Consider the following 21092-nt stretch of genomic DNA (forward strand, 5'->3'; position numbering starts at 1 on the left):
AAATGGAAATATATCAAATCGTAAAAGAATTGCAATTTAAGGCAGTTAGAAGCAGTGGTGCTGGAGGACAAAATGTTAACAAAGTTGCTTCTAAAGTAGTTTTAACTTTTGATTTGAAAGAATCTCAAGCCTTAACTGAGGAAGAGAAAATAGTGTTAGAAAACAAATTAGCCAATAGATTAACGTCAGAACAACTCTTGATTTTGCATTGTGATGAAGACCGAAGTCAACTCAAAAACAAAGCTATTGTGATCAAGCGTTTTTTGGCGATAATTCGCGATGGATTGTTTGTAGCCAAAGAAAGAAAAGCTACCAAAATTCCAAAATCGGCCATAAGAAAACGAATTAAGGATAAAAAGAGTTTGTCAGATATCAAGCAATCTAGAAGGAAGCCCGATTTTTAGTAGTTTCAAAAACTTTAAACTTTAGACTTGGAACTTCAAACAAATGATTTATATTTGCCCCGTCTCAAAGGGGTGCTCTAAATAACGAGCTGAGATCATACCCAAAGAACCTGGGCGGGTAATGCTGCCAAGGGAAAAAATGACAAAATACTAGAGTACTCGCTATTGTCTTGTCATAAAAATAAATCATTTACTAATTTAAAAACAAAAGAATAATTCCCCCTTTTATTCGTAAAACTATTTACGGATGAACATTTTATTTTATTCAAAAAGTACAAAGACAGTTCCTTTACGTCTTTTTTCTATTCTCTTTTTTCTATTCTCTAGTATCACTTTTGCACAAGTAAAAGACACGACCAAAGTCAACCAATTGGATGATGTTTTGGTTTCGGCAGTGCGTGTGACTTCTAAAACTCCGGTTTCTTTTAGCAATTTGACTAAAAAACAAATCCAGTTTCGCAATTTGGGTCAGGACATTCCAACACTTATGAATTATATGCCTTCTGTAGTAACTACTTCTGATGCAGGTAACGGTATTGGATACTCAGGGATACGTGTTCGTGGTAGCGATGCCACCCGAGTAAACGTAACCATCAACGGAATTCCATACAATGATTCTGAAAGTCACGGTACCTATTGGGTGAATATGCCTGATTTTGTTTCTTCAGTTGAAAGCATTCAATTGCAGCGCGGTGTAGGTACTTCTACCAATGGTTCAGGAGCTTTTGGAGCGAGTTTGAATATGCTAACCGACTCGTATACTAAAGAAGCAAGTGCTGAAATTGCCAGCTCAGTAGGAAGTTTTAATACTTTGAAAAACACGGTTAAATTCAGTACCGGTTTACTAAACGACCATTTTGAAATCGCAGGACGTTTATCTGTTTTACAATCTGACGGGTACATTGACCGCGCTAGTTCAGACTTAAAATCGTATTTTTTGCAAGGAACTTATGTAGGGAAAACTACTTTACTAAAAGCCTTGGTTTTTGGTGGAAAAGAAAAAACATACCAAGCTTGGAACGGGATTGATGGGGCAACGCTGAATAGCAATCGCAGATTTAATTCCGCAGGAATGTATACAGACGAGGCGGGAAATACTCGTTTTTATGATAATGAAACCGATAACTACCAACAAGACCATTCGCAATTGCATTGGAACGAAAGATGGTCGGATAATTGGAGTTCTAATTTTGCCTTGCATTATACTAAAGGGAAAGGCTATTACGAAAATTACAAAGAAGACGCTACCTTTTCTAGTTATGGTTTGAATCCGATTGATGTGAATGGAACTACCATTAACAAAACTGATTTGGTGCGCCAAAAATGGTTGGATAATGATTTTTATGGGACTACTTTTTCTGCTAATTATACTACGGATGCCTTACAGTTAATTTTGGGTGGAGGTTATAATAAGTATGAAGGCCTTCATTTTGGAAAAGTGATTTGGGCGCGCTACGCTTCTCAAAGTGAGTTGGGAGATCGTTATTATGAAGATTTTGCCACAAAAACTGATGGTAACTTTTTTGCTAAAGTCAATTATCAAGTTTCGGAGCAATTGAGTTTGTATGGTGATTTGCAATACCGTCACGTACAGTACAAAGCCGATAGCCCAGAAACTGGGTTGGTTAATGATACCTTTCGTTTTTTTAATCCAAAAGCGGGTTTGAATTTTAAGTTTGATGAGACGAACACGATGTATTTTTCGTATGCAAGAGCCAATCGCGAACCGAATCGCACCGATTATGAAAATGGAGGCGTGCGACCTGAAACGTTAGATGACTTTGAATTGGGATGGCGTTTGAACAACGAAAAAATACAACTGAATACTAATATTTACTATATGGCATATAAAAACCAGTTGATTTTGACTGGAAAATTAGATGATGTGGGAGCTCCTATTCGTTCAAATAGTGAAAAAAGCTACCGTTTAGGTCTTGAGGTAGATGCCACTATTGCTTTGTCAGAACAATGGATGGTGCGTCCTAATTTTACTTTAAGTGCCAACAAGAATGTGGATTTGAATGTTACAGGAACGTATTATGGAACAAATGATATCGCTTATTCTCCTTCGTTAATTGTGGGCAATATATTGGTGTTTTCGCCTATTAAAGCCTTGCATTTGTCTTTGTTACAAAAATTTGTAGGAGAACAATATATGAACAATATCGAGTTGCCTGCCGCAAAACTGGCTGATTATTTTGTAAATGACTTCAATGTGAGCTACACCTTTAAACCCAAAACAATCTTTAAAGAAATTGTGTTAAGCGGATTAGTGAATAATATTTTGGATAAAAAATATGTGTCTAATGGGTATATGTATGACATCTACCCTTCCTATTACCCACAAGCAGGAATTAATTTTTTAGCAGGATTGAATTTAAAGTTTTAATTTTTAGTTTACTTATTTTATTAGAATCCAGTGTCTTTTTGATGCTGGATTTTTTTGTCTAATGAGTATGAGGAGTTTTACCCGCGTTAGGGATTACTTAACTATAAATTTATTTTCATAGGAGTTCAGTGAATTTCATTTGTAGCTGGCTACCGAAGTCGTGAGGTGGCACGCCCAACTATTAATTATACACTCTAATCACGCTTCCGATAACTTCTATACGGTATTGTTTTAGGGGATATTGTAGGTCGCTTAAGCCAGAAAATAAGCTGTATTCTTTGCTGTCGCAAGGACAAATTGCATTGATGCCTTTGATGGTTAGGGTTGAGCAACTGCTTAGTGCTTGATTAGGGCAAGCGGCATCGAATGCGTTATAACCGCTTCCAGTATTGAAAATAATAAGTCCACGAGCTCCCGCTCCTGCGTAAAAAACCGCATTACTCGGAAATTTTAAGTTGGAGTAGGCGGGTAAACTAGTGTTGATGTCTACTGTAAAGGAATAATTCGGAATGTAGGGGTTTTTATTGGATACACCATTATCGCTACAGCTTGATAGTAGGACAATTGCGAATAGGAAAAGCAGTTTTTTTATCATTTTAAAATAGCATCAAAGATTAGTGAAACAAATTTAATTTATTTAACTTTGGATTGGTTATGGTTAACATTTAATTATAGCATAAAAAAAATTATAGTATATTTGCGGAAAGAAATCCCGTCCTGATGGGATTTTTTCTATTTTATATCAGTCAGGTATTGTAATGTGAAACGTAAGAAAACCAATAGTATTGCATTGGTTTTATGTGCAAGGAAACAAGAAAAAACCACTTAATTATTAACGCAAAAAGTTATGAGTAAAGTATCTTATTATACAGCAGAAGGATTAAAAAAGTTAAAAGACGAATTGGATTACCTAAAAGGAGTGATGCGTCCTAAAGCTTCGCAGGACATTGCTGATGCTAGAGACAAAGGAGATTTGTCTGAGAATGCAGAATATGATGCGGCCAAAGAAGCTCAAGGTTTGTTGGAAATGCGTATTTCTAAGCTTGAAGAAGTTTATGCTAATGCTAGATTGATTGACGAATCCCAATTGGATGTGTCTAAAGTTTTGGTGCATTCTAATGTAAAGATTAAGAATCAAGGGAATGGTATGGAAATGAAATATACCTTGGTAGCCGAAAGTGAAGCGGATTTGAAAACCGGAAAAATATCAGTAACTTCTCCAATCGGGAAAGGTTTGTTGGGTAAAAAAGTAGGCGAAGTAGCTGAAATTACCGTGCCTAACGGAGTATTGAAATTTGAAATCATTGAAATTTCTCGCGACTAAAAAACAAGAGTGATGAGTAGTATTTTTACCAAAATTGTAAACGGCGAAATTCCTTGCTACAAAGTAGCTGAAGAGGAGCAATTTTTAGCTTTTTTGGATGTTAATCCGAATGCAGTTGGTCATACGCTTTGTATTCCTAAGCAAGAAATTGACAAACTTTTTGATATGGATGAGGAATTGTATCTAGGATTGATGCGTTTCTCAAAGAAAGTAGCCGCTGCTCTAGAAAAAACAGTGCCTTGTGAACGAATAGGTATGGCTGTAATAGGACTAGAAGTACCTCACGCGCACGTACATTTGATTCCGATTAATGAAATGAACGAGATGCGTTTTCAAAATAAAGTCGCTTTGACAAAAGAGGAATTCGAAACTTTGGCAACTAAGATTCAACAGAATTTATAAAATCTTTTTTTCATATATTTAAACACGAATAGCAATCTTAGAATGCTGTTCGTGTTTTTTTTATACCCATTATAAACTATGAAAATCGTTTTTTCTTATTGCCTCTTTTTTTGTGCCATACTAACCTTTGGACAAACGAAAGATAATTTTGTTCTGATAGACACAAAAATGGCAAAAATACCCAAAGCGTCTACAAAGAATCCAAAAAGTATTGCCGATTATATTACTACTAATTTTAAGTCAGAAAATGAGAAGCTAAGAGCAACTTTTTTTTGGGTGGTATCTAATATTAGTTATGATGTGGCTAATATGGAGAATATTGAATTTAGCGACACTTCGGAACAGAAAATTGAGAAAACACTAACCACTAGAAAAGGGGTGTGTATTCATTATGCTGAACTTTTTAATGCGATTGTGAGTCAATTAGGCTTTGAAAGCGAAATCATTGAAGGATATACCAAACAATTTGGTAAAGTGGCGTCATTGTCTCACGCTTGGTGTGCGGTAAAGAGTGAGGGCAAGTGGTGGTTGTTTGACCCAACTTGGGGTGCAGGCAGCGTAAACAATGGTGTTTTTACCAAAAAACTCAATAACTTTTATTTTAAAACATCACCAAAAGCAATGTTGGAAACCCATATGCCCTTTGATTATTTATGGCAATTGGCCCGTTATCCTATTAGTAATGCTGAATTTATTTCAGGAAAAGTAGTAGTCAATCCAGCTAAACCAGTTTTTAATTTCGCAGATAAAATTGAGAAGTTAAAACAAAAATCAGAAGAGGTTAAGTTATTTGAATGTATTAGTAGAGTCGAAGCGAATGGTGTGTCAACGAAGTTAATAAAAGACTATTTCGAAAATAAAAAGAACGAATTGTCTGGAAAGAGAAACAATCAAGCAGTAGAAAAATTGAATTTGATTGTAGAAGAAAGTAATGCTGCAACAGCTATGTTCAATGATTTTATTTTTTACAGAAATAAAAAGTTTAAACCAACTTTGTCTGATGATACAATTAGAGAAATGATTGCAGCACCCAAAGCAAAAGTAGTAAAATGTCAAAAAGATTTGGATGGTATTGGCACTCTTAACGATAGCAATAGAGCAACTTTGACCACTTTTCGTAAAAACTTAGCCGAATTATTAGTACAAATTGAAGAGCAGGAAAAATTTGTAAATGAGTACCTGAGTAAAGGTAAACTGGCTCGAAAGACGATGTTTAGTAAAGTAACTAGGTTCGGTTTACCAGTAAATTAATCTTATGATGAGTAAATAAAAAAGGGGATTTCAAATTGAAATCCCCTTTATATAATGAGTTTTTGAAGTCTATTTTTTGAATAAACTTATTAAGAATAGCAAGACCCAAGCGCCTCCAGCAGCAATGATAATCTGCCAAAGTAGACCACCACCACCAATTCCTAATTTTCCCGCCAGCCAGCCACCAAAGATACTGCCAACAATACCTACAATGATATTACCAAATAAACCAAAGCCGCTACCTTTCCAAAGTTGTCCACCTAGCCATCCTGAAATGGCACCGATCAAAAGAAAATACAAAAATTCCATAAGTCTATTTTTATTAGTTATCCTCTAAAATTAGCCAAAAAATAATCATAACATCAATAAAATCATAATTTTACAAAAATGAGTTGCATAGCTGTACCTTTTCCTACTTCTGACTGTAATACTTTGATTTTTCCTTTGTGATAATCTTCGACTATACGTTTGGTTAAAGACAAGCCTAATCCCCACCCTCTTTTTTTGGTCGTAAAACCAGGCTCAAAAATTTTTTTAAATTGATTTTTTGGAATACCGCTTCCTGTATCTGTAATTGTGATTTTTACATTATCGTTTTCTTCTTCAATGGCTAAATGTAATTTCCCTTTCCCTTTCATCGCATCAATAGCATTTTTAACCATATTTTCTATGGTCCAACTATGCAAAGTAGCATTTAGCGGTATCAATATGCTTTTTTGCGGAGCAGAATGAGAGAATTCAATTTGTTTCGAAAATCGAGATTGCAAATAGTCATAAGAAAGTAGCGTTTCGGATACGATATCCATTTGTTCTAGTTTGGGTTCGGAACCAATTTTTGAAAAACGATCAGTAATGGTTTGCAGACGTTCAATATCTTTTTCTATTTCTTTGGTTGTACTTTCTGGGATGTCTTCGGTTTTTAAAAGCTCAATCCAACCAATCAAAGACGACAATGGAGTGCCAATTTGATGGGCTGTTTCCTTTGCCATTCCTGCCCAAAGTTTGTTTTGGGTGGCCATTTTAGTGCTTTTGTAATAATTATAAACTAGAGCGGCAAACAATACAATGATAAGCAATAGGGCAATGGGATAATATTTTAATTGATTCAAAAGCGAAGAGTTGCCATAATAAAGCTTTTGTTTTCTTCCTGGGGCATAAACGATGTTAATAGGTTCGTTTTCGCCTTTCAATTTACTTAAAAAGAGTCTTGATTTTTCAACGTTTTGGATGATGGTAGTATCGATATTGATGGCATTTATGATGCTGTCTTTCTCGGTAAGCATAATAGGAATGGAAGTGTTATTGCTAAAAATGAGTAGTGGCAAATCTACATCGGTGTTTTCATCGGCATTGATTAGTGTCTTTTGTGCTTGTGCCCAAAGATTCATTTTTAACCGTTCTTCATTTTTAAATATTTGGAAAAAGGTATAAGTATTCCATAAAATTAAAGAAACCAAACAGAACGAGGAAGCAATAATGATCCATCGAGTGGTGTTTCTTTTATTCGAAAAGTGCATAAGTTTCTTTTTTTAACTATAAATATAACGAATTTATGATGGTTGTATTTTACTTTTGTGAAAACAAAATAGCGCTTTAACTTCAATTTATGGTAACTATAGATCCCAAAAGTATTCCTACCGCTCAGCTACAAGGTTATTTGCAAAGTTCAGTTGGTCCAAGACCTATTGCTTTTGCAAGCACAATAGACAGTAATGGAGTGCCTAATTTATCTCCTTTTAGTTTTTTTAATGTATTCAGTGCCAATCCTCCCATTTTGGTTTTTTCTCCAGCTCGTCGAGTTCGAGATAATACAATAAAACATACGTTGCAAAATGCTGAATCTACTCGTGAAGTGGTGATAAATGTAGTGAATTATGATATGGTGCAGCAAACTTCTTTGTCGAGTACCGAATATCCAGAAGGTGTGAATGAATTTTTGAAATCGGGATTCACACCCATTCCTTCAACCATCGTAAAGCCCTATCGCGTAAAAGAATCTCCTGTGCAGTTTGAATGCAAAGTCACTCAAATTATTGCTTTGGGGACAGAAGGAGGAGCGGGTAATTTAATTTTGTGTGAAGTAGTAAAGTTACATATCGATGAGTCGATTTTGGATAGTAATGGAGCGATTGATCAACACAAAATTGATTTGGTTTCTCGATTAGGAGGGAATTGGTATTCTAGATCGAACGAAGGTCTTTTTGAGGTTGAAAAACCTTTAAATACCTTGGGTATTGGCGTAGATGCTATTCCTGATTTTATTAGAGAAAGTGCTTATTTTGATGGGAATGACTTAGGTAAATTAGGAAACATAGAAAAAATTCCAACCGAAGAAGAAATTACTATCTTTGTAAAAGAAAATTTCGATGTCAAAGCGGTCCTCAGTGCCGACGATATGGATAAGAAATTTCAAAAAGCAAAAGAGTATTTAGTTAACGGAAAAGCAGTAGACGCTTGGAAGTTATTATTAGCCAAAAAGTAAATTTTAAGTATTATGGAAGTTTTAGGAAGAGTAAAAGTAATCAACCCCGTGCAACAAGTTAGTGCTTCTTTTAAAAAGAGAGAAGTTGTAGTAACTACTGATGAGCAATACCCACAACATATTTCGATTGAATTTCAACAAGACAAAACCGATTTGTTGAACAGTTATGCAGTTGGGGAGCCAGTTAAAGTTTCTATCAATTTAAGAGGAAGAGAATGGGTGAGTCCTCAAGGCGAAGTAAAACATTTTAATACTATTGTTGGTTGGAGAATTGAGAAACAAGCACCTGTTGCAGCTGCAGCTCCTGCTCAAGCACCACCAATGCCAGCGGCAGAAACTTTTGCTCCAGCGACTAATTTTAATGAAGAAGAAGCAGACGATTTACCTTTCTAAAAGAATAAATTTCAAATTCTATATTCCAAATTCCAAAACATTAGAATGTGTTGGGGTTTGGAATTTTTTTTGACGGCATTTGTAATTAAAGTATCGAACAAAAAGATGTATCATTTATCTAAAAACTTATTTTTCCCACCTGTTTCAGAAGCTAATCCTGATGGAATATTGGCTATTGGAGGTGATTTATCTCCAGAGCGTTTACAGTTGGCTTATTCAAGTGGAATTTTTCCTTGGTTCGAAGAGGATCAACCGATTATTTGGTGGTCGCCCAATCCTAGAATGGTGCTTTTTCTAGAGGATTTGGTGGTGTCGAAAAGTATGCGAAACATTTTGAACCGAAATGTTTTTAAAGTCACCTTTAACCAAGATTTTAGAGCGGTTATTGCTCATTGCCAACAAGTAAAACGCGATGGACAAACAGGAACTTGGATTACAAATGATATGATCGAGGCCTATTGCAGATTACACGAATTAAGCATTGCTAAATCGGTTGAGGTTTGGCAAGACAATCAATTGGTTGGAGGATTGTATGGTGTAGATTTAGGACATATTTTTTGCGGTGAGAGTATGTTTTCTTTGGTTTCTAATGCTTCTAAAGTTGCATTTATTGCGTTGGTAAACCATCTTAAAATTAATAACTACCATCTTTTGGATTGTCAAGTATATAATGATCATTTAGCCAGTTTGGGTTGTGTAGAAATAGAACGAGATGATTTTATAAGTATTTTGAAATCAAAATAAAAGACATCACGCTTTTGTTTGACGTGATATCCTATTGTTTTGAAAAGCTAAACTTCATTAAAACCGCAGTTTGGTAAATCCCCAATTTAGGGTAGAAAATAGTAGTAATTCATTTTCTAAAGTAGGTAAATCCATAATCAATTTTAGCGTTTCGTGCGCCATCATACAGCCTATCATCCCAGGAAGTGTCCCTAATACACCATTTATATTGCAATTGGGTACTGTTTTTGGATCGGGTGGTTCCGGAAATAAATCCCTAAGATTTTTGCTTCCTTTATGATTGAAAACCGCCATTTGCCCTTCGAATTGTAAGATGCTACCGTAAACTAAAGATTTTCCTAAAGCGACGCAAGTATCGTTGACTAAATAACGAGTGGTAAAATTATCGGATCCATCCACTACGACATCGAATTTTTGAATGATTTCAGAAGCGTTTTCTGAACTGAGTTTGGTTTCAAAAGTTTCTACTATAATCAAAGGATTCAACTCCTCTAATTTTTCTTTGGCCATCAACGCTTTTGATAAACCCAATTGATCTTCGGTGTATAAAATTTGCCGATGAAGGTTGTGGATTTCGATTTTGTCAAAATCTATAATTCCTATGGTTCCTACTCCTGCGGTAGCGATGTATTGTAAAATTGGACAGCCTAAGCCTCCGGCACCTATCACCAATACTTTGGCTTTTTTGAGTTTTTCTTGTCCTTCATCGCCTATTTCAGGCAGCATAGTTTGTCGGTTATATCGAAGAAATTCTTGTATGATACTCATTTGTGTTTTGGTTTAAAAATGGTGTTGTTAGCAATTGTACGTGAGGGATAGGAGCGGCATCCTCTTGGGGCGGGGTTCGCCCCAAGAGATATAGCGGATAGCCCGACCCGAAGTTTTTACGTAGGGGCACGTCCAAATTATGACAATGTTTTTTGATGAACGAAATAGGGGTTGTCTTTCCAAACGGGTTCATAGCCTTTGTTACTGATTATTTGTGCAATTTCATTTACAGTACGTTCGTCACTAATCTCGAATTGTTCCAAAGATTGTGGGTCTACGACGTAACCTCCGGGGTTGGTTTTAGAACCTGCACTCATACTCGTCACGCCAAGAGGAATACTATTGTTTCTGAATTTTTCGTTTTCTCGGGTCGAAATGGAGATTTCTAAATCCTCATTCCATAACCGATAAGCACAAATCAATTGCGTCAAATCTTTGTCATCCATAATGAAGTTGGGTTGAATCACGCCTTCCGCAGGGCGCAATCGTGGAAAAGAAACCGTGTATTTGGTTTTCCAATACGTTTTTTGGAGATAATCCAAGTGTAAAGCATTGAAAAAACTATCGGTACGCCAATCTTCTAGGCCTAACAAAACACCCAAACCTATTTTATGAATTCCAGCGGTTCCAACTCGATCTGGAGTTTCTAAACGAAAATCAAAATTCGATTTTTTTCCTTTGGTGTGGTATTGCTTGTAAACATCTCGATGATAGGTTTCCTGATACACTAAAACGGAATACACTCCAGCTTGGTGCAATTGTACGTATTCTTCTGTAGATAAAGGCTGCACTTCCACAGAAATTGTCGAAAAATCATTTTTTATTTGAGCTACGGATTTTAGAAAATAGTTGATGTTTACGGTATAATTGGCTTCGCCAGTTACTAATAAAACGTGGTCGAATCCTGATTTTTTCAGCGCTTCAACTTCCAGTGTGATTTCGCTTTCGGTCAGGGTTTTTCGTTTGATTTTGTTGTCCAGACTAAAACCACAATAGGTGCAAATGTTTTGGCATTCGTTGCTCAAATACAAAGGGGTATACATTTGGATGGTTTTGCCAAAACGCTTTTTGGTTAACTCGTGACTTATTTGCGCCATTTGTTCTAAATAAGGCTGGGCAGCAGGCGAAATTAAGGCTAGAAAGTCATCGAGATTGCGTTTGGTTTTAGCTAAAGCTTGTTCGACTTCTTTGGATGTTGTCTGATAGATTTTGGCTTGAATCTTGTCCCAACTGTATTGTTCGAAAATTGATTTGAATGTGTTCATTGTTTTTTATTTAGAAGACTTAAAGATAAAGTTCATTAAGTTTCATAGTAATTCCTTAAAGACTTTGTGAACTCTGTGCCTTCTTAGTGTCTTTGTGTTTAAGAGAATTATTCATACAAAAACGCTGTCAAAGGACTAGAAGCAACCGCTTGTTTGTATTGTTGCGCCAGTTTTGCTTCATAGGCTTTTCTTCCTGAAATAACAGCTTCTTTAAAAGCTTCAGCCATCAATTTGGGATTTCCAGCAACAGCAATAGCGGTGTTTACCAAAACAGCATCAGCGCCTAATTCCATAGCTTTTGCGGCATCAGAAGGGGCGCCAATTCCTGCGTCAATAATTACTGGAACCTTACTTTGTTCGATAATAATCTCTAAAAAATCGATTGTTTTCAGGCCTTTGTTGCTCCCAATGGGAGATCCTAAAGGCATTACAGCTGAGGTCCCTACGTCTTCCAAATGTTTACACAAAACTGGATCGGCATGAATGTATGGCAAAACAATGAATCCTAATTTAGCTAGTTCTTCTGTTGCTTTTAAAGTTTCGATGGGATCAGGTAAAAGATATCTTGGATCTGGATGGATTTCGAGTTTGAGCCAATTGGTTTCCAGAGCTTCTCTGGCTAATTGCGCGGCAAAAATGGCTTCTTTTGCATTGCGAGCACCCGAAGTGTTGGGTAATAAATTAATTCTAGGATGCTTTAAATGTGCTAAAATAGCATCGGTTTCGGTTGCTAAATCGATACGTTTTAGTGCTACTGTCACCAATTCGCTTTCTGATGCTAAAATTGCCACTTCCATTTCGGTGTTTGAACCAAATTTTCCTGTTCCTAAAAACAAGCGTGATTCGAAGGTTTTATCTCCTATTTTAAATAATGACATGGCCATATAATTTTTCGTTAAGTTCAGTTATTATTTTGCTTTTGTGATCGCTATGGGTAATGATTCCTGATACTGCGATACCGTGAATGCCAGTAGCTACTAGCTCATCTACATTTTCTAGCGTTATACCTCCAATAGCATAAATGGGGGTTTCTTTTTGTTTTGGATTCAATTGATTTAGTATCGATTGATAACCTCGCAATCCTAAAATGGGGCTTAAATTAGCTTTGGTTTTGGTAAATTGATAAGGGCCTAAACCAATGTAGTCACAGCCATTATTGATATGACTAAGCACGTCTTCTAGTGTATTGGCAGTGGCACCAATAATTTTTGTATTCCCCAAAACAGCTCTGGCTTCAATAATACTCATGTCAGTAAGTCCAAGATGAACGCCATCGGCAGCGATATGTTCTGCTAAATGGACATCATCGTTGACGATAAAGTTCGCTAAGTATTCTTCACACAAAAAATGTACGGCTTCGGCCAATGCAAAAGATTTTTTTGTTTTTTGATTCTTAAATCGCAACTGAATCCAATCACATCCATGATCTAAGGCTTGATGAATATTGTACAATTGTTCTTTAACCGTGTCTCCTTGAGAGATGTATTGTAGTTTGTTATACATAATGATGTCCTAATTTAGAGGGAGTTGACAATAAATAGTTCTCTGTGTAGGTTTTAGCCTTTTCGCAAGCCGTTTTTAGATTTTGTCCTAAGGCTAGATAGGCTGTAATGGCGGATGATAACACACAACCTGACCCATGTTTTCCGAAAATTTTGGTAGTATTTGGCGGTAGACTGAAATATTCATTTTCTAAATACAAATAATCAAAGCCAATTTCGTTTGGATTGTGACCGCCTTTTAACAATACGGGGCAATGTTTTGAAAGTAAAATGGCTGTTGTTTCTGCATTAATTCCTTTGGAAGATAATTGTAAAATCTCATCGTAATTGGGGGTAATCAAATGAATTTCTTTCAGTACTTCAATCAAAGTAGTTTGGTTTTCAATAGTTAAAAAATCAAATTCTGTAGTCGATTTTAGAACGGTATCCCAAACTATTTTTGTCTCTGGCGAAAGCTTTTTTACAGTTAGAATTATTTCTCTCAAGTACTCTAATGAAGGTGCAATTCCAATTTTTACGGCTTTTATATCGTAAGAATTAAATATTGTTTGAACAGATTGCAAAACAAAATCCAAATCCGTCCATTGTATGGCTACAAATTCATTTTCGGTTTGAATGGTATTTGCAGTACTAATAGCAAAGCCATACACTTGATGTTGTTCGAACGTCTTTACATCTGCCAAAACTCCCGCGCCTGCTGAAGGATCGAAGCCTGCAATGCTTACTACAAAAGGTCGTGACATAGTTAAAAATTTTCTATTGAATGGTTGTTGTTCCAAATACTACCTAAAAGTGCTACATCATCAAAACCAAATGCTAATGCAGTTTTGATATTTTCGGATGTAATTCCTCCCAGAGCAATCAATGCGGTTTTGTTATTTTTTCGTTGTTCTAATTCTTTTTTGAAATCCAGATTCGAAATATAATTAGGTTTAGAAATACTTTCGAAAACAGGGCCAAAAAATGCGTAATCAAAAACACTTGACAGCTCTTCAAAATCGGACATTTGATGAATAGAGGTGGAGAGGCTGAATTTTTTTTCTTTCCACTTTTTTAAATACTCTTCGGATGTTGCGACTCTGTTTTTTTCTGTGAAATGAATGCGATTAATTCCAAATTCTTGCGCTAAATGATGATGACTATGCAAAATCAATCGGTGTCTGAAAGTTGTTTTTATTTTTGATACAAATGTTTTTATTTCTGTTTCTGAAAAATCAGGTTTCCGAATATGAAGTAACTCCAATCCGTTCTCAAAGAGAGCGTGTATGGTTTCGATTTCTTTAGGTTTAGCAACTGGATTTGTAATTACTATCATATTGAAATGTATTAAGATTGAAGTATTAAGCATTAAGTGTAAGTTTTGATACTTACTACTCAAATCTTAGTTTTAAATATAAATTTCTTTTCCGTGCTCGATAAATTCTTCAGATTTTGCCGCCATTCCTTTTTCGGCCTCGGCAACATCACGAATTTCCTGAGAAATCTTCATAGAGCAGAATTTTGGTCCACACATCGAGCAGAAGTGAGCCACTTTTGCACCGTCTGCAGGCAAGGTTTCATCGTGAAATTCTCGAGCAGTGTCTGGATCCAATGATAAGTTGAATTGATCTTCCCAGCGGAATTCGAAACGGGCTTTGCTTAAGGCATTGTCTCGATATTGAGCGCCTGGGTGACCTTTGGCCAAATCCGCAGCGTGAGCAGCAATTTTATATGTAATCACACCGTCTTTTACGTCTTTTTTGTTGGGTAAACCAAGGTGTTCTTTTGGCGTTACATAACACAGCATAGCACAGCCGTACCAGCCAATCATAGCAGCTCCAATAGCAGAGGTGATGTGATCGTAACCTGGAGCAATATCAGTGGTTAATGGACCCAAAGTGTAAAATGGCGCTTCGTCACAATGTTCTAATTGCTTGTCCATATTTTCTTTAATCATGTGCATAGGTACGTGACCTGGACCTTCAATAAAGACTTGAACGTCGTGTTTCCAAGCTATTTTTGTTAGTTCGCCCAGCGTCTCTAATTCGGCGAATTGTGCTGCATCGTTGGCATCTGCTATAGAACCTGGACGTAATCCGTCTCCAAGGGAAAAAGCAACGTCGTATTGTTTCATAATTTCGCAAATCTCTTCGAAATGGGTGTACAAAAAGTTTTCTTTATGGTGGAACAAACACCATTTGGCCATAATAGAACCACCACGAGAGACAATTCCGGTAACACGATTAGTGGTCAAATGAATGTAACGTAATAAAACACCAGCGTGAATGGTGAAATAAGAAACGCCTTGTTCGGCTTGTTCGATTAAGGTATCACGAAAAATTTCCCAGGTTAAATCTTCTGCGATTCCATTTACTTTTTCTAAGGCTTGATAAATTGGTACCGTACCGATGGGAACAGGGGAATTACGAATAATCCATTCTCTGGTTTCGTGAATGTTTTTTCCTGTAGATAAATCCATAATGGTATCAGCACCCCAGCGACAAGCCCAAACCGCTTTTTCTACTTCTTCTTCGATGCTTGAAATGACTGCGCTATTCCCAATATTGGCATTAATTTTTACTAAAAAATTACGCCCTACAATCATTGGTTCGCTTTCGGGATGGTTGATGTTGTTGGGGATAATAGCACGCCCTCTTGCTACTTCGCTACGAACAAATTCGGCTGTAATTTTAGTTTTTGGTGTGTTGGCTCCAAAACTATTTCCAGCGTGTTGGCATTGCATTGCTTTGGTTTGTTCGTTTAGTTGTTCGATACGTTGGTTTTCTCGAATGGCTATGTATTCCATTTCGGGAGTGATGATGCCTTGTTTGGCGTAATGTAATTGAGTAACATTGGCTCCTTTTTTGGCACGCAAGGGTTTGTGTAAATATTCGAAGCGCAAGTGATCTAACTTTTCATCATTCAAACGTGATTTTCCGTATTCGGAGGAGATTTCGGTTAGTTCTTCTACATCATTACGGTCCAGAATCCATTGTTCGCGGATTCGAGGCAATCCTTTGCGAACATCAATTTGAATGTTTGGGTCTGTGTAAGGGCCTGAAGTGTCGTAAACGGTTACGGCTGGATTTTTTTCTATTCTGCCATTGGATAGTTTAGTATCCGCTAATGAAATTTCGCGCATGGCTACTTTTATGGGATGAATTTCTCCGTCGATGTATGTTTTTTTGGAGTTTGGAAATGGAGTTCTTGAGATCTTGTCTTGGTTGCTCATAGCTTTAGTTTTTTTACTTTTTATTGTTTGGCTGTTTGAAAAGTGCTAGTTTTTTTGCGTGAGGGGATAGAAGCTGGCTACCGAAGTAGCGCGTATAGCCCGACCGCATTTGTAAAAGGCGCGCTCTAAACGGTGTGTTGAATAGCGCCTTTTGCAAATGGGGTCACGCCCAAATCATCCGCCTTGAGTGGCTGTGATGATGAGAATTTCGTCGGTTGCTTTGATGAGATGAGTATTCCAATTGGATTTTGGAATGACGGTATGGTTGATGGCTAGGGCAATTCCGTTTTGGTTTTCTGGAATTTCCAAGTCAATCAGCGCTTGAACCGTCAGGCTTTCGGCATCGAATTGTTTTGTTTGATTGTTGATTTTTAGTTCCATTCCTTTTGAATTTAGTATATAGGTATACTTTAGGAATGGCTACGATTGTACCCAATTATGGTACAAGGAAGTCATCTTACTTTTCCCTACGCTAGTATGAACTAGATCAGGTTCAGAGGGTAAAATCTCAGCCTACAGTTGTAGACACCCCTAAAGTGTGAAGCAAATATAAAGATTTTAGTTTATACTTTTTGTTTAAAGTTTAAAGTTTGTAGGTTTAATTGTTGAATTTCACAAAAAGAGAATGCCGAAGCTTAATTCCTAGTCCAACAATTTTCAACATGGTCATTGACCATGCCAGTGGCTTGCATATGCGCATAGATTACTGTGGAACCGACAAATTTAAATCCTCGTTTTTTTAAATCCTTACTTATCGCATCCGAAATCGGCGAAGTAGCTGGAACGTCTTTCAAGGTTTTAGGATAATTATCAATAGGTGTATGGTTCACAAAGGCCCAAATGTATTGCGAAAAGCTTCCAAATTCTTCTTGGATTTTAATGAAATTTTGTGCGTTGGTTACAGCGGAATAGACTTTGAGTTTGTTGCGAATGATGCCCGCATCTTGTAATAAATTTTGAATTTTATCATCAGAATACTGGGCGATTTTTTTATAATCAAAAGCATCAAATGCATTGTAGAAATTTTCTCTTTTGTTTAGGATGGTAATCCAACTCAGGCCTGCTTGAAAGGTTTCTAATAGTAGAAATTCAAATAAAGTAGCATCGTCATATACAGGTTTGCCCCATTCTTCATCGTGGTAGTTTTGGTATAGTGCACTAGAATTACACCAGCCACAGCGATTTTTTTCATCTATAATTTTCATAGCGTATCTGTATCTTTTGATAAAAACTTTTTAATCAAATGGTGTCCCGCATAAATTACTGGAGTGAGGAGTATAGCAATAGAAAGTTTAAAGGTATAGCCTGTTAATGCAGAACTTAAAAAGGTCTCAAAGTTGATTTTTCCAGGAAGCCAAAAAGCAATTCCTAAAACTATAAAGGAATCAAACAGTTGTGAAACTAGAGTTGAGCCTGTAGTTCTAAGCCAAATCTTAGTATCTCCCGTTCGGTTTTTAAAAAACCAGAACACAGTAACATCGATGAGTTGTGATACTAGAAAAGCAATGATACTTCCTACAATAATCCACATACTTTGTCCAAAAACGGCTTGAAATTGATCGTCGTTAACGGGACTAATACCTTTTGCAGCTGGAATACTCATAGCAAGTAATAGGATGAGAAACGAATAAGCGATAAGACAGGCCGTGATAAAGGAAAGTTTACGAACGCCTTTCTCACCAAAATATTCATTGATTAAATCGGTGGTCAAGAATACCACAGGCCAGGGCAATATCCCAATACTCATCACAAAAGGGCCAATTTGGATTAATTTACCTCCAATTAATTCTGCGGTAACTGCATTGGTGATAAAAATACCAGCAAGAATGATAAAAACAAAATCTTTACGGGTTCTAAACATAGTTTCGAATTTCTCAAAAATAACATTTTATTTTGATTTGGTTTCTGTTTTAGAATACGAACAGTTGTTAAATAAAAAATCCCATACGTTTTACGTATGGGATTTTATAAATTGATTAAATACTTTTTTAGTAAATCTGTTTTACTCCTCTAGCATTATCGAAGACATAACTCACTAACCAAGCAATTTGACCTTGTTTTGCAAAATAAATCTTTTTCTTTTTCATATCTGGAATTACTTCTAGACAGGTTTCCAAAAGGTTAAATGCAGCAATTAAGTTTTTTTGTTGGTATGTTTTTAAAACTTTTTTCTTTTCAGCATTATTTTCTGCATCCAAAACAAAACGTTGGTAGTTGTTTTCAGCAATAGCTTTGATAGTTAAAATATCATCATAAGTTACTGGAGTAAAGTTTTCTTCTGCTACAGTACCATTTAGTAAAGTAAACATAGCCCAAGCAGCTCCACCAGAGATATAAATGTTGTTTTTTTGTTGTGATTCTGGTCTGTTGGTATACATTTTTGTGAAAGTTTCACGTAATGTAGGTAAGTAATTAAACATTTCTTCGTTAAACTCGAAAACTGTTTTTTGTTTACATTTTTTATTGATCAACTCTGTTAATGTTACGGTTCCGATATCAGCAGATATAGGAAAGAATACCCCAGATGCATTAATTTCTTTTGCGTACCCCCCTTTGGTATTACCACCTCCAATATCAACAATCGCAGAAGTTAAATAGTTTTTCGGAGGAATACATCCTTTAAGCAAAAGCTTAGCTTCCAAAGAAGAAGAAATTACCTCTACATTCTTTTTGGTAAGAGCTTTGATTTTGTCTGTAAGTTCACTAGTATTTGTAGCTAAACCAACACCAGATGAAGCTACTATGAAGATGTTTTTATCTTCAATTTTGTATTCTGTTAGCATTTTGTTATAGTTCAATAGAACGACTGCTACTGCTCTTTCGATATCTTCTTTAAACAGAGTACCATCAATAGATATTCCTGTTGCTATACCAACGTTTTCTGTCCAAAACTCTTTAACATCATAAGCGTTTTTTTTAAGATTTTCAACTTGAAGAACAGTCATTTTAACTCCCTTACTTCCAACTTCTATACCTCCATAAAGTTGAGAATATGAAGAAAAGGAAAACAAGAGTAGAGCAACAATAAAGTAAAATTTTTCTTTCATGTTATTTTTGGTTTGGGGTTGAACTGCAAATTTATATTAAAAATTGAAAATTTTACGATTTTTTTTAATTTTTATTTATTAAAAATAAGAAAAATTTTTTTTTTGAAGGTATCGTGTATAATTTAACATTTCTTTGTTGTCATGGTCAAAAAAAAATCTATTTTTGCTTTTATAAAAATATTTTTCGCCCCAAAAATGATTAGTTATGATAAAAAAATACCTCGACAATTTTAAAGATTTTCCAAGAGAAGTTTGGATTTTGACTTTAATTACATTTATCAACAGAGCGGGAACCATGGTTATCCCTTTTCTGTCAAAGTACATGAAAGAAAATTTGCATTTTACTTATAGCCAAATTGGTTGGGTAATGGTTTTCTTTGGAATAGGTTCTATCGTAGGAACTTGGTTAAGTGGTAAGCTGTCTGATAAAATTGGCTTTTATAAAGTCATGGTTTTTAGTCTTTTTGCCAGTGGCGTAGTGTTTATTTTGTTACATTATGCTACCACTTTCGAAGAGCTTTGTGTTGGAATTCTTGTCCTTACGACTATAGCTGATATGTTTAGACCAGCTATGTTGGTTTGTTTAAAAACATTTACTACAAAAGAAAATAGAGCTAGTGCTTATTCTTTAACTCGTGCGGCGGTAAATTTAGGGTTTCTTTTTGGTCCTGTTTTGGGAGGATTGATTATTATGCAATCAGGATATGAGTATATCTTTTATGCGGATGGTGCTACTTGTATCTTGGCTATTATTGTTTTTGTTATTTTTGTAAAAGAAAAGCAATTGCCTATAAGAACTGCTGCAGATAAAGCATTACCAAAAAATATTTCGGTAATGAAAGATAAGCCTTTTATGTTGCATTTAGTAATATGCTTGATTACAGGGATTTTATTTTTCCAAATATTTACAACATTGCCATTGTACCACAAAGAGCAGTTCAATATGTCTGAATTTGACAGTGGGTTGTTATTGAGTTTAAATGGCTTGTTGATCTTGCTTTTTGAGCTTCCTATTGTGAATTATGTTAGTAGAAATAAAATTAATAATCATAGGGTTATTTTTATTGGTTTAGTATTAATGGCTACAAGCTTTTTGTTTTTATTGTATCCATCGGAAGGTATGTTGATTCCTATGATGCTTTTCATGACTTGTGGTGTTATGTTAACTTTTCCATTTGCTAACTCATTTGCTATGGAAAGATCTTATGAGCAAAGAGAAGGTAAATATATGGCAGCTTTCACAATGAGTTATAGTTTTGCTCATATTATGAGTGCCAAAACAGGGATGGAAATTATCCAAAATTCTGGATATGAAACCAATTGGATTTTTATGTCAATTCTTGGTATTGTAGGCTCTTTATTAGTGTTTAAATTGTTTGCAATGGTGGAGAAGGAAGAATTGAGTAGAGCAAACATGATTCCTGTAGAAAACGATGACAGAGAATAAGTTTATTTATAAATAAAAATAGAAAAAGCAGCAGCGATTAAATATTTCTGCTGTTTTTTTTTGTGTAATTCGGGTCTGCTGAAAAACTCAAAACCTCATAAAAAGCAGTAGTTGAGAAGTTGAATTTTATTATTAGGTGCAAGATTTTTGCACAATCATCCTCAAAAACCTTGCGCTATATAATTCAATTTTTGCAATTTATATTTTTAAAGCTCATTTTAAAGGCTATAAATGAATTAAAACCTTTCAAAAACTACTAAAGTTGAGGGATTTTGGGTGAAAATTGACACTAATTTGCGTTAAGTTAGTTTTTCAGCAGGCCCTAATTAAATTGGGTAAATTCCGGCAAAACCAGGCGAGAAATAATTTGAAATTTTGATATTTGTAATAAACAACAACAAGAATTGGTGTCTATGGAATAAAAAAAGTCCCAACTTCAAGTTGGGACTTTTGTTTGATTGTA

General features: G+C 35.6%; 23 protein-coding genes and 1 riboswitch. Of the genes, 9 read left to right on the plus strand and 14 right to left on the minus strand.

All coding sequences use genetic code 11. From position 1 onward, the window contains the following. The first annotated feature begins 2 nt into the window (after positions 1-2). Together arfB and WFZ86_RS00095 are read left to right on the plus strand one after the other, a co-directional pair. Positions 3-404 carry an alternative ribosome rescue aminoacyl-tRNA hydrolase ArfB gene (arfB, locus tag WFZ86_RS00090; RefSeq protein WP_342690052.1) on the plus strand — a complete coding sequence of 134 codons (402 nt, stop codon included), beginning with the start codon at positions 3-5 and terminating at the stop codon, positions 402-404. A 247-nt stretch (positions 405-651) separates the two neighbouring features. After that, entirely contained in the window at positions 652-2793 is a 2142-nt protein-coding gene (locus WFZ86_RS00095; RefSeq protein WP_342690053.1) for a TonB-dependent receptor, read from the plus strand. Between the two features lie 181 nt (positions 2794-2974). Here the strand turns inward: WFZ86_RS00095 and WFZ86_RS00100 are convergent, their stop codons facing one another. After that, complete coding sequence (locus tag WFZ86_RS00100; RefSeq protein WP_342690054.1) at positions 2975-3388, minus strand: Rieske (2Fe-2S) protein; 414 nt, start codon at positions 3386-3388, stop codon at positions 2975-2977. A gap of 252 nt (positions 3389-3640) precedes the next feature. Here WFZ86_RS00100 and greA point away from each other — a divergent pair, with 252 nt between their 5' ends. The 3 genes from greA to WFZ86_RS00115 all read left to right on the plus strand — a co-directional run bounded on the left by greA (position 3641) and on the right by WFZ86_RS00115 (position 5770). Further along, positions 3641-4117: a transcription elongation factor GreA gene (gene greA, locus WFZ86_RS00105; protein WP_342690055.1), complete on the plus strand. Its 477-nt coding sequence runs from the start codon at positions 3641-3643 to the stop codon at positions 4115-4117. 12 nt (positions 4118-4129) lie between these two features. Then, the gene (locus WFZ86_RS00110) at positions 4130-4519 is read left to right on the plus strand and encodes an HIT family protein (protein ID WP_342690056.1); all 390 of its coding nucleotides are present in this window, start codon (positions 4130-4132) and stop codon (positions 4517-4519) included. A 168-nt stretch (positions 4520-4687) separates the two neighbouring features. Continuing rightward, a complete protein-coding gene (locus WFZ86_RS00115) occupies positions 4688-5770 on the plus strand; it encodes a transglutaminase domain-containing protein (RefSeq protein ID WP_342690057.1) in 1083 nt (360 codons plus the stop codon). Positions 5771-5839: 69 nt separating this feature from the next. Here WFZ86_RS00115 and WFZ86_RS00120 read toward each other — a convergent pair whose 3' ends face one another. After that, positions 5840-6079: a GlsB/YeaQ/YmgE family stress response membrane protein gene (locus WFZ86_RS00120; protein WP_064715626.1), complete on the minus strand. Its 240-nt coding sequence runs from the start codon at positions 6077-6079 to the stop codon at positions 5840-5842. Positions 6080-6141: 62 nt separating this feature from the next. After that, on the minus strand, positions 6142-7287 hold the full coding sequence (locus WFZ86_RS00125) for a sensor histidine kinase (protein WP_342690058.1): 1146 nt from the start codon (positions 7285-7287) through the stop codon (positions 6142-6144). 89 nt (positions 7288-7376) lie between these two features. Here WFZ86_RS00125 and WFZ86_RS00130 point away from each other — a divergent pair, with 89 nt between their 5' ends. The 3 genes from WFZ86_RS00130 to aat all read left to right on the plus strand — a co-directional run bounded on the left by WFZ86_RS00130 (position 7377) and on the right by aat (position 9389). Continuing rightward, a complete protein-coding gene (locus WFZ86_RS00130; protein WP_342690059.1) occupies positions 7377-8252 on the plus strand; it encodes a flavin reductase in 876 nt (291 codons plus the stop codon). A 12-nt stretch (positions 8253-8264) separates the two neighbouring features. Further along, complete coding sequence (locus WFZ86_RS00135; protein ID WP_064715629.1) at positions 8265-8645, plus strand: DUF3127 domain-containing protein; 381 nt, start codon at positions 8265-8267, stop codon at positions 8643-8645. A 105-nt stretch (positions 8646-8750) separates the two neighbouring features. Then, complete coding sequence (gene aat, locus WFZ86_RS00140) at positions 8751-9389, plus strand: leucyl/phenylalanyl-tRNA--protein transferase (protein ID WP_342690060.1); 639 nt, start codon at positions 8751-8753, stop codon at positions 9387-9389. Between the two features lie 57 nt (positions 9390-9446). Here the strand turns inward: aat and WFZ86_RS00145 are convergent, their stop codons facing one another. The 11 genes from WFZ86_RS00145 to WFZ86_RS00195 all read right to left on the minus strand — a co-directional run bounded on the left by WFZ86_RS00145 (position 9447) and on the right by WFZ86_RS00195 (position 19182). Beyond that, positions 9447-10157 (minus strand): HesA/MoeB/ThiF family protein, encoded by a 711-nt coding sequence (locus WFZ86_RS00145; protein WP_342690061.1) that lies wholly within the window; start codon positions 10155-10157, stop codon positions 9447-9449. A gap of 137 nt (positions 10158-10294) precedes the next feature. Further along, positions 10295-11422 (minus strand): 2-iminoacetate synthase ThiH, encoded by a 1128-nt coding sequence (gene thiH / locus WFZ86_RS00150; RefSeq protein ID WP_342690062.1) that lies wholly within the window; start codon positions 11420-11422, stop codon positions 10295-10297. Positions 11423-11529: 107 nt separating this feature from the next. After that, complete coding sequence (locus WFZ86_RS00155; RefSeq protein ID WP_342690063.1) at positions 11530-12306, minus strand: thiazole synthase; 777 nt, start codon at positions 12304-12306, stop codon at positions 11530-11532. After that, complete coding sequence (locus WFZ86_RS00160; RefSeq protein ID WP_342690064.1) at positions 12287-12925, minus strand: thiamine phosphate synthase; 639 nt, start codon at positions 12923-12925, stop codon at positions 12287-12289. Before WFZ86_RS00160 ends, WFZ86_RS00155 begins: the two co-directional genes overlap by 20 nt. Next, positions 12918-13667: a hydroxymethylpyrimidine/phosphomethylpyrimidine kinase gene (locus tag WFZ86_RS00165; RefSeq protein ID WP_342690065.1), complete on the minus strand. Its 750-nt coding sequence runs from the start codon at positions 13665-13667 to the stop codon at positions 12918-12920. Before WFZ86_RS00165 ends, WFZ86_RS00160 begins: the two co-directional genes overlap by 8 nt. A 2-nt stretch (positions 13668-13669) precedes the next feature. Then, a complete protein-coding gene (locus WFZ86_RS00170) occupies positions 13670-14239 on the minus strand; it encodes a thiamine phosphate synthase (RefSeq protein WP_342690066.1) in 570 nt (189 codons plus the stop codon). Between the two features lie 72 nt (positions 14240-14311). After that, a complete protein-coding gene (thiC, locus tag WFZ86_RS00175) occupies positions 14312-16135 on the minus strand; it encodes a phosphomethylpyrimidine synthase ThiC (protein ID WP_342690067.1) in 1824 nt (607 codons plus the stop codon). A 174-nt stretch (positions 16136-16309) separates the two neighbouring features. Further along, positions 16310-16516 carry a sulfur carrier protein ThiS gene (gene thiS, locus WFZ86_RS00180; RefSeq protein ID WP_342690068.1) on the minus strand — a complete coding sequence of 69 codons (207 nt, stop codon included), beginning with the start codon at positions 16514-16516 and terminating at the stop codon, positions 16310-16312. A gap of 66 nt (positions 16517-16582) precedes the next feature. Beyond that, a riboswitch (TPP riboswitch) is annotated at positions 16583-16678 on the minus strand. 92 nt (positions 16679-16770) lie between these two features. Continuing rightward, the gene (locus WFZ86_RS00185; protein WP_342690069.1) at positions 16771-17340 is read right to left on the minus strand and encodes a DNA-3-methyladenine glycosylase I; all 570 of its coding nucleotides are present in this window, start codon (positions 17338-17340) and stop codon (positions 16771-16773) included. Then, the gene (locus WFZ86_RS00190) at positions 17337-17996 is read right to left on the minus strand and encodes a queuosine precursor transporter (protein WP_342690070.1); all 660 of its coding nucleotides are present in this window, start codon (positions 17994-17996) and stop codon (positions 17337-17339) included. The genes WFZ86_RS00185 and WFZ86_RS00190 overlap by 4 nt, the downstream gene beginning before the upstream one ends. 127 nt (positions 17997-18123) lie before the next feature. Beyond that, positions 18124-19182 carry a Ppx/GppA phosphatase family protein gene (locus tag WFZ86_RS00195; RefSeq protein ID WP_342690071.1) on the minus strand — a complete coding sequence of 353 codons (1059 nt, stop codon included), beginning with the start codon at positions 19180-19182 and terminating at the stop codon, positions 18124-18126. A 205-nt stretch (positions 19183-19387) separates the two neighbouring features. Here WFZ86_RS00195 and WFZ86_RS00200 point away from each other — a divergent pair, with 205 nt between their 5' ends. Beyond that, positions 19388-20629, plus strand: a complete 1242-nt coding sequence (locus WFZ86_RS00200; protein ID WP_342690072.1) for an MFS transporter — start codon at positions 19388-19390, stop codon at positions 20627-20629. The last annotated feature ends 463 nt before the right edge of the window (positions 20630-21092 follow it).

The sequence above is a fragment of the Flavobacterium polysaccharolyticum genome (assembly GCF_038739875.1).
Classification (GTDB): Bacteria; Bacteroidota; Bacteroidia; order Flavobacteriales; family Flavobacteriaceae; genus Flavobacterium; species Flavobacterium polysaccharolyticum.

Coding starts and splice junctions, on each gene's coding strand:
- arfB (WP_342690052.1), top strand. CDS start 3: ATGGAAATATATCAAATCGTAAAAGAATTGCAATTTAAGGCAGTTAGA.
- greA (WP_342690055.1), top strand. CDS start 3,641: ATGAGTAAAGTATCTTATTATACAGCAGAAGGATTAAAAAAGTTAAAA.
- WFZ86_RS00160 (WP_342690064.1), bottom strand. CDS start 12,925: ATGTATAACAAACTACAATACATCTCTCAAGGAGACACGGTTAAAGAA.
- WFZ86_RS00155 (WP_342690063.1), bottom strand. CDS start 12,306: ATGGCCATGTCATTATTTAAAATAGGAGATAAAACCTTCGAATCACGC.
- thiC (WP_342690067.1), bottom strand. CDS start 16,135: ATGAGCAACCAAGACAAGATCTCAAGAACTCCATTTCCAAACTCCAAA.
- thiH (WP_342690062.1), bottom strand. CDS start 11,422: ATGAACACATTCAAATCAATTTTCGAACAATACAGTTGGGACAAGATT.
- WFZ86_RS00145 (WP_342690061.1), bottom strand. CDS start 10,157: ATGAGTATCATACAAGAATTTCTTCGATATAACCGACAAACTATGCTG.
- WFZ86_RS00190 (WP_342690070.1), bottom strand. CDS start 17,996: ATGTTTAGAACCCGTAAAGATTTTGTTTTTATCATTCTTGCTGGTATT.
- thiS (WP_342690068.1), bottom strand. CDS start 16,516: ATGGAACTAAAAATCAACAATCAAACAAAACAATTCGATGCCGAAAGC.
- WFZ86_RS00120 (WP_064715626.1), bottom strand. CDS start 6,079: ATGGAATTTTTGTATTTTCTTTTGATCGGTGCCATTTCAGGATGGCTA.
- WFZ86_RS00115 (WP_342690057.1), top strand. CDS start 4,688: ATGGCAAAAATACCCAAAGCGTCTACAAAGAATCCAAAAAGTATTGCC.
- WFZ86_RS00135 (WP_064715629.1), top strand. CDS start 8,265: ATGGAAGTTTTAGGAAGAGTAAAAGTAATCAACCCCGTGCAACAAGTT.
- WFZ86_RS00200 (WP_342690072.1), top strand. CDS start 19,388: ATGATAAAAAAATACCTCGACAATTTTAAAGATTTTCCAAGAGAAGTT.
- WFZ86_RS00125 (WP_342690058.1), bottom strand. CDS start 7,287: ATGCACTTTTCGAATAAAAGAAACACCACTCGATGGATCATTATTGCT.
- WFZ86_RS00100 (WP_342690054.1), bottom strand. CDS start 3,388: ATGATAAAAAAACTGCTTTTCCTATTCGCAATTGTCCTACTATCAAGC.
- WFZ86_RS00195 (WP_342690071.1), bottom strand. CDS start 19,182: ATGAAAGAAAAATTTTACTTTATTGTTGCTCTACTCTTGTTTTCCTTT.
- WFZ86_RS00095 (WP_342690053.1), top strand. CDS start 652: ATGAACATTTTATTTTATTCAAAAAGTACAAAGACAGTTCCTTTACGT.
- WFZ86_RS00130 (WP_342690059.1), top strand. CDS start 7,377: ATGGTAACTATAGATCCCAAAAGTATTCCTACCGCTCAGCTACAAGGT.
- WFZ86_RS00110 (WP_342690056.1), top strand. CDS start 4,130: ATGAGTAGTATTTTTACCAAAATTGTAAACGGCGAAATTCCTTGCTAC.
- WFZ86_RS00170 (WP_342690066.1), bottom strand. CDS start 14,239: ATGATAGTAATTACAAATCCAGTTGCTAAACCTAAAGAAATCGAAACC.
- aat (WP_342690060.1), top strand. CDS start 8,751: ATGTATCATTTATCTAAAAACTTATTTTTCCCACCTGTTTCAGAAGCT.
- WFZ86_RS00185 (WP_342690069.1), bottom strand. CDS start 17,340: ATGAAAATTATAGATGAAAAAAATCGCTGTGGCTGGTGTAATTCTAGT.
- WFZ86_RS00165 (WP_342690065.1), bottom strand. CDS start 13,667: ATGTCACGACCTTTTGTAGTAAGCATTGCAGGCTTCGATCCTTCAGCA.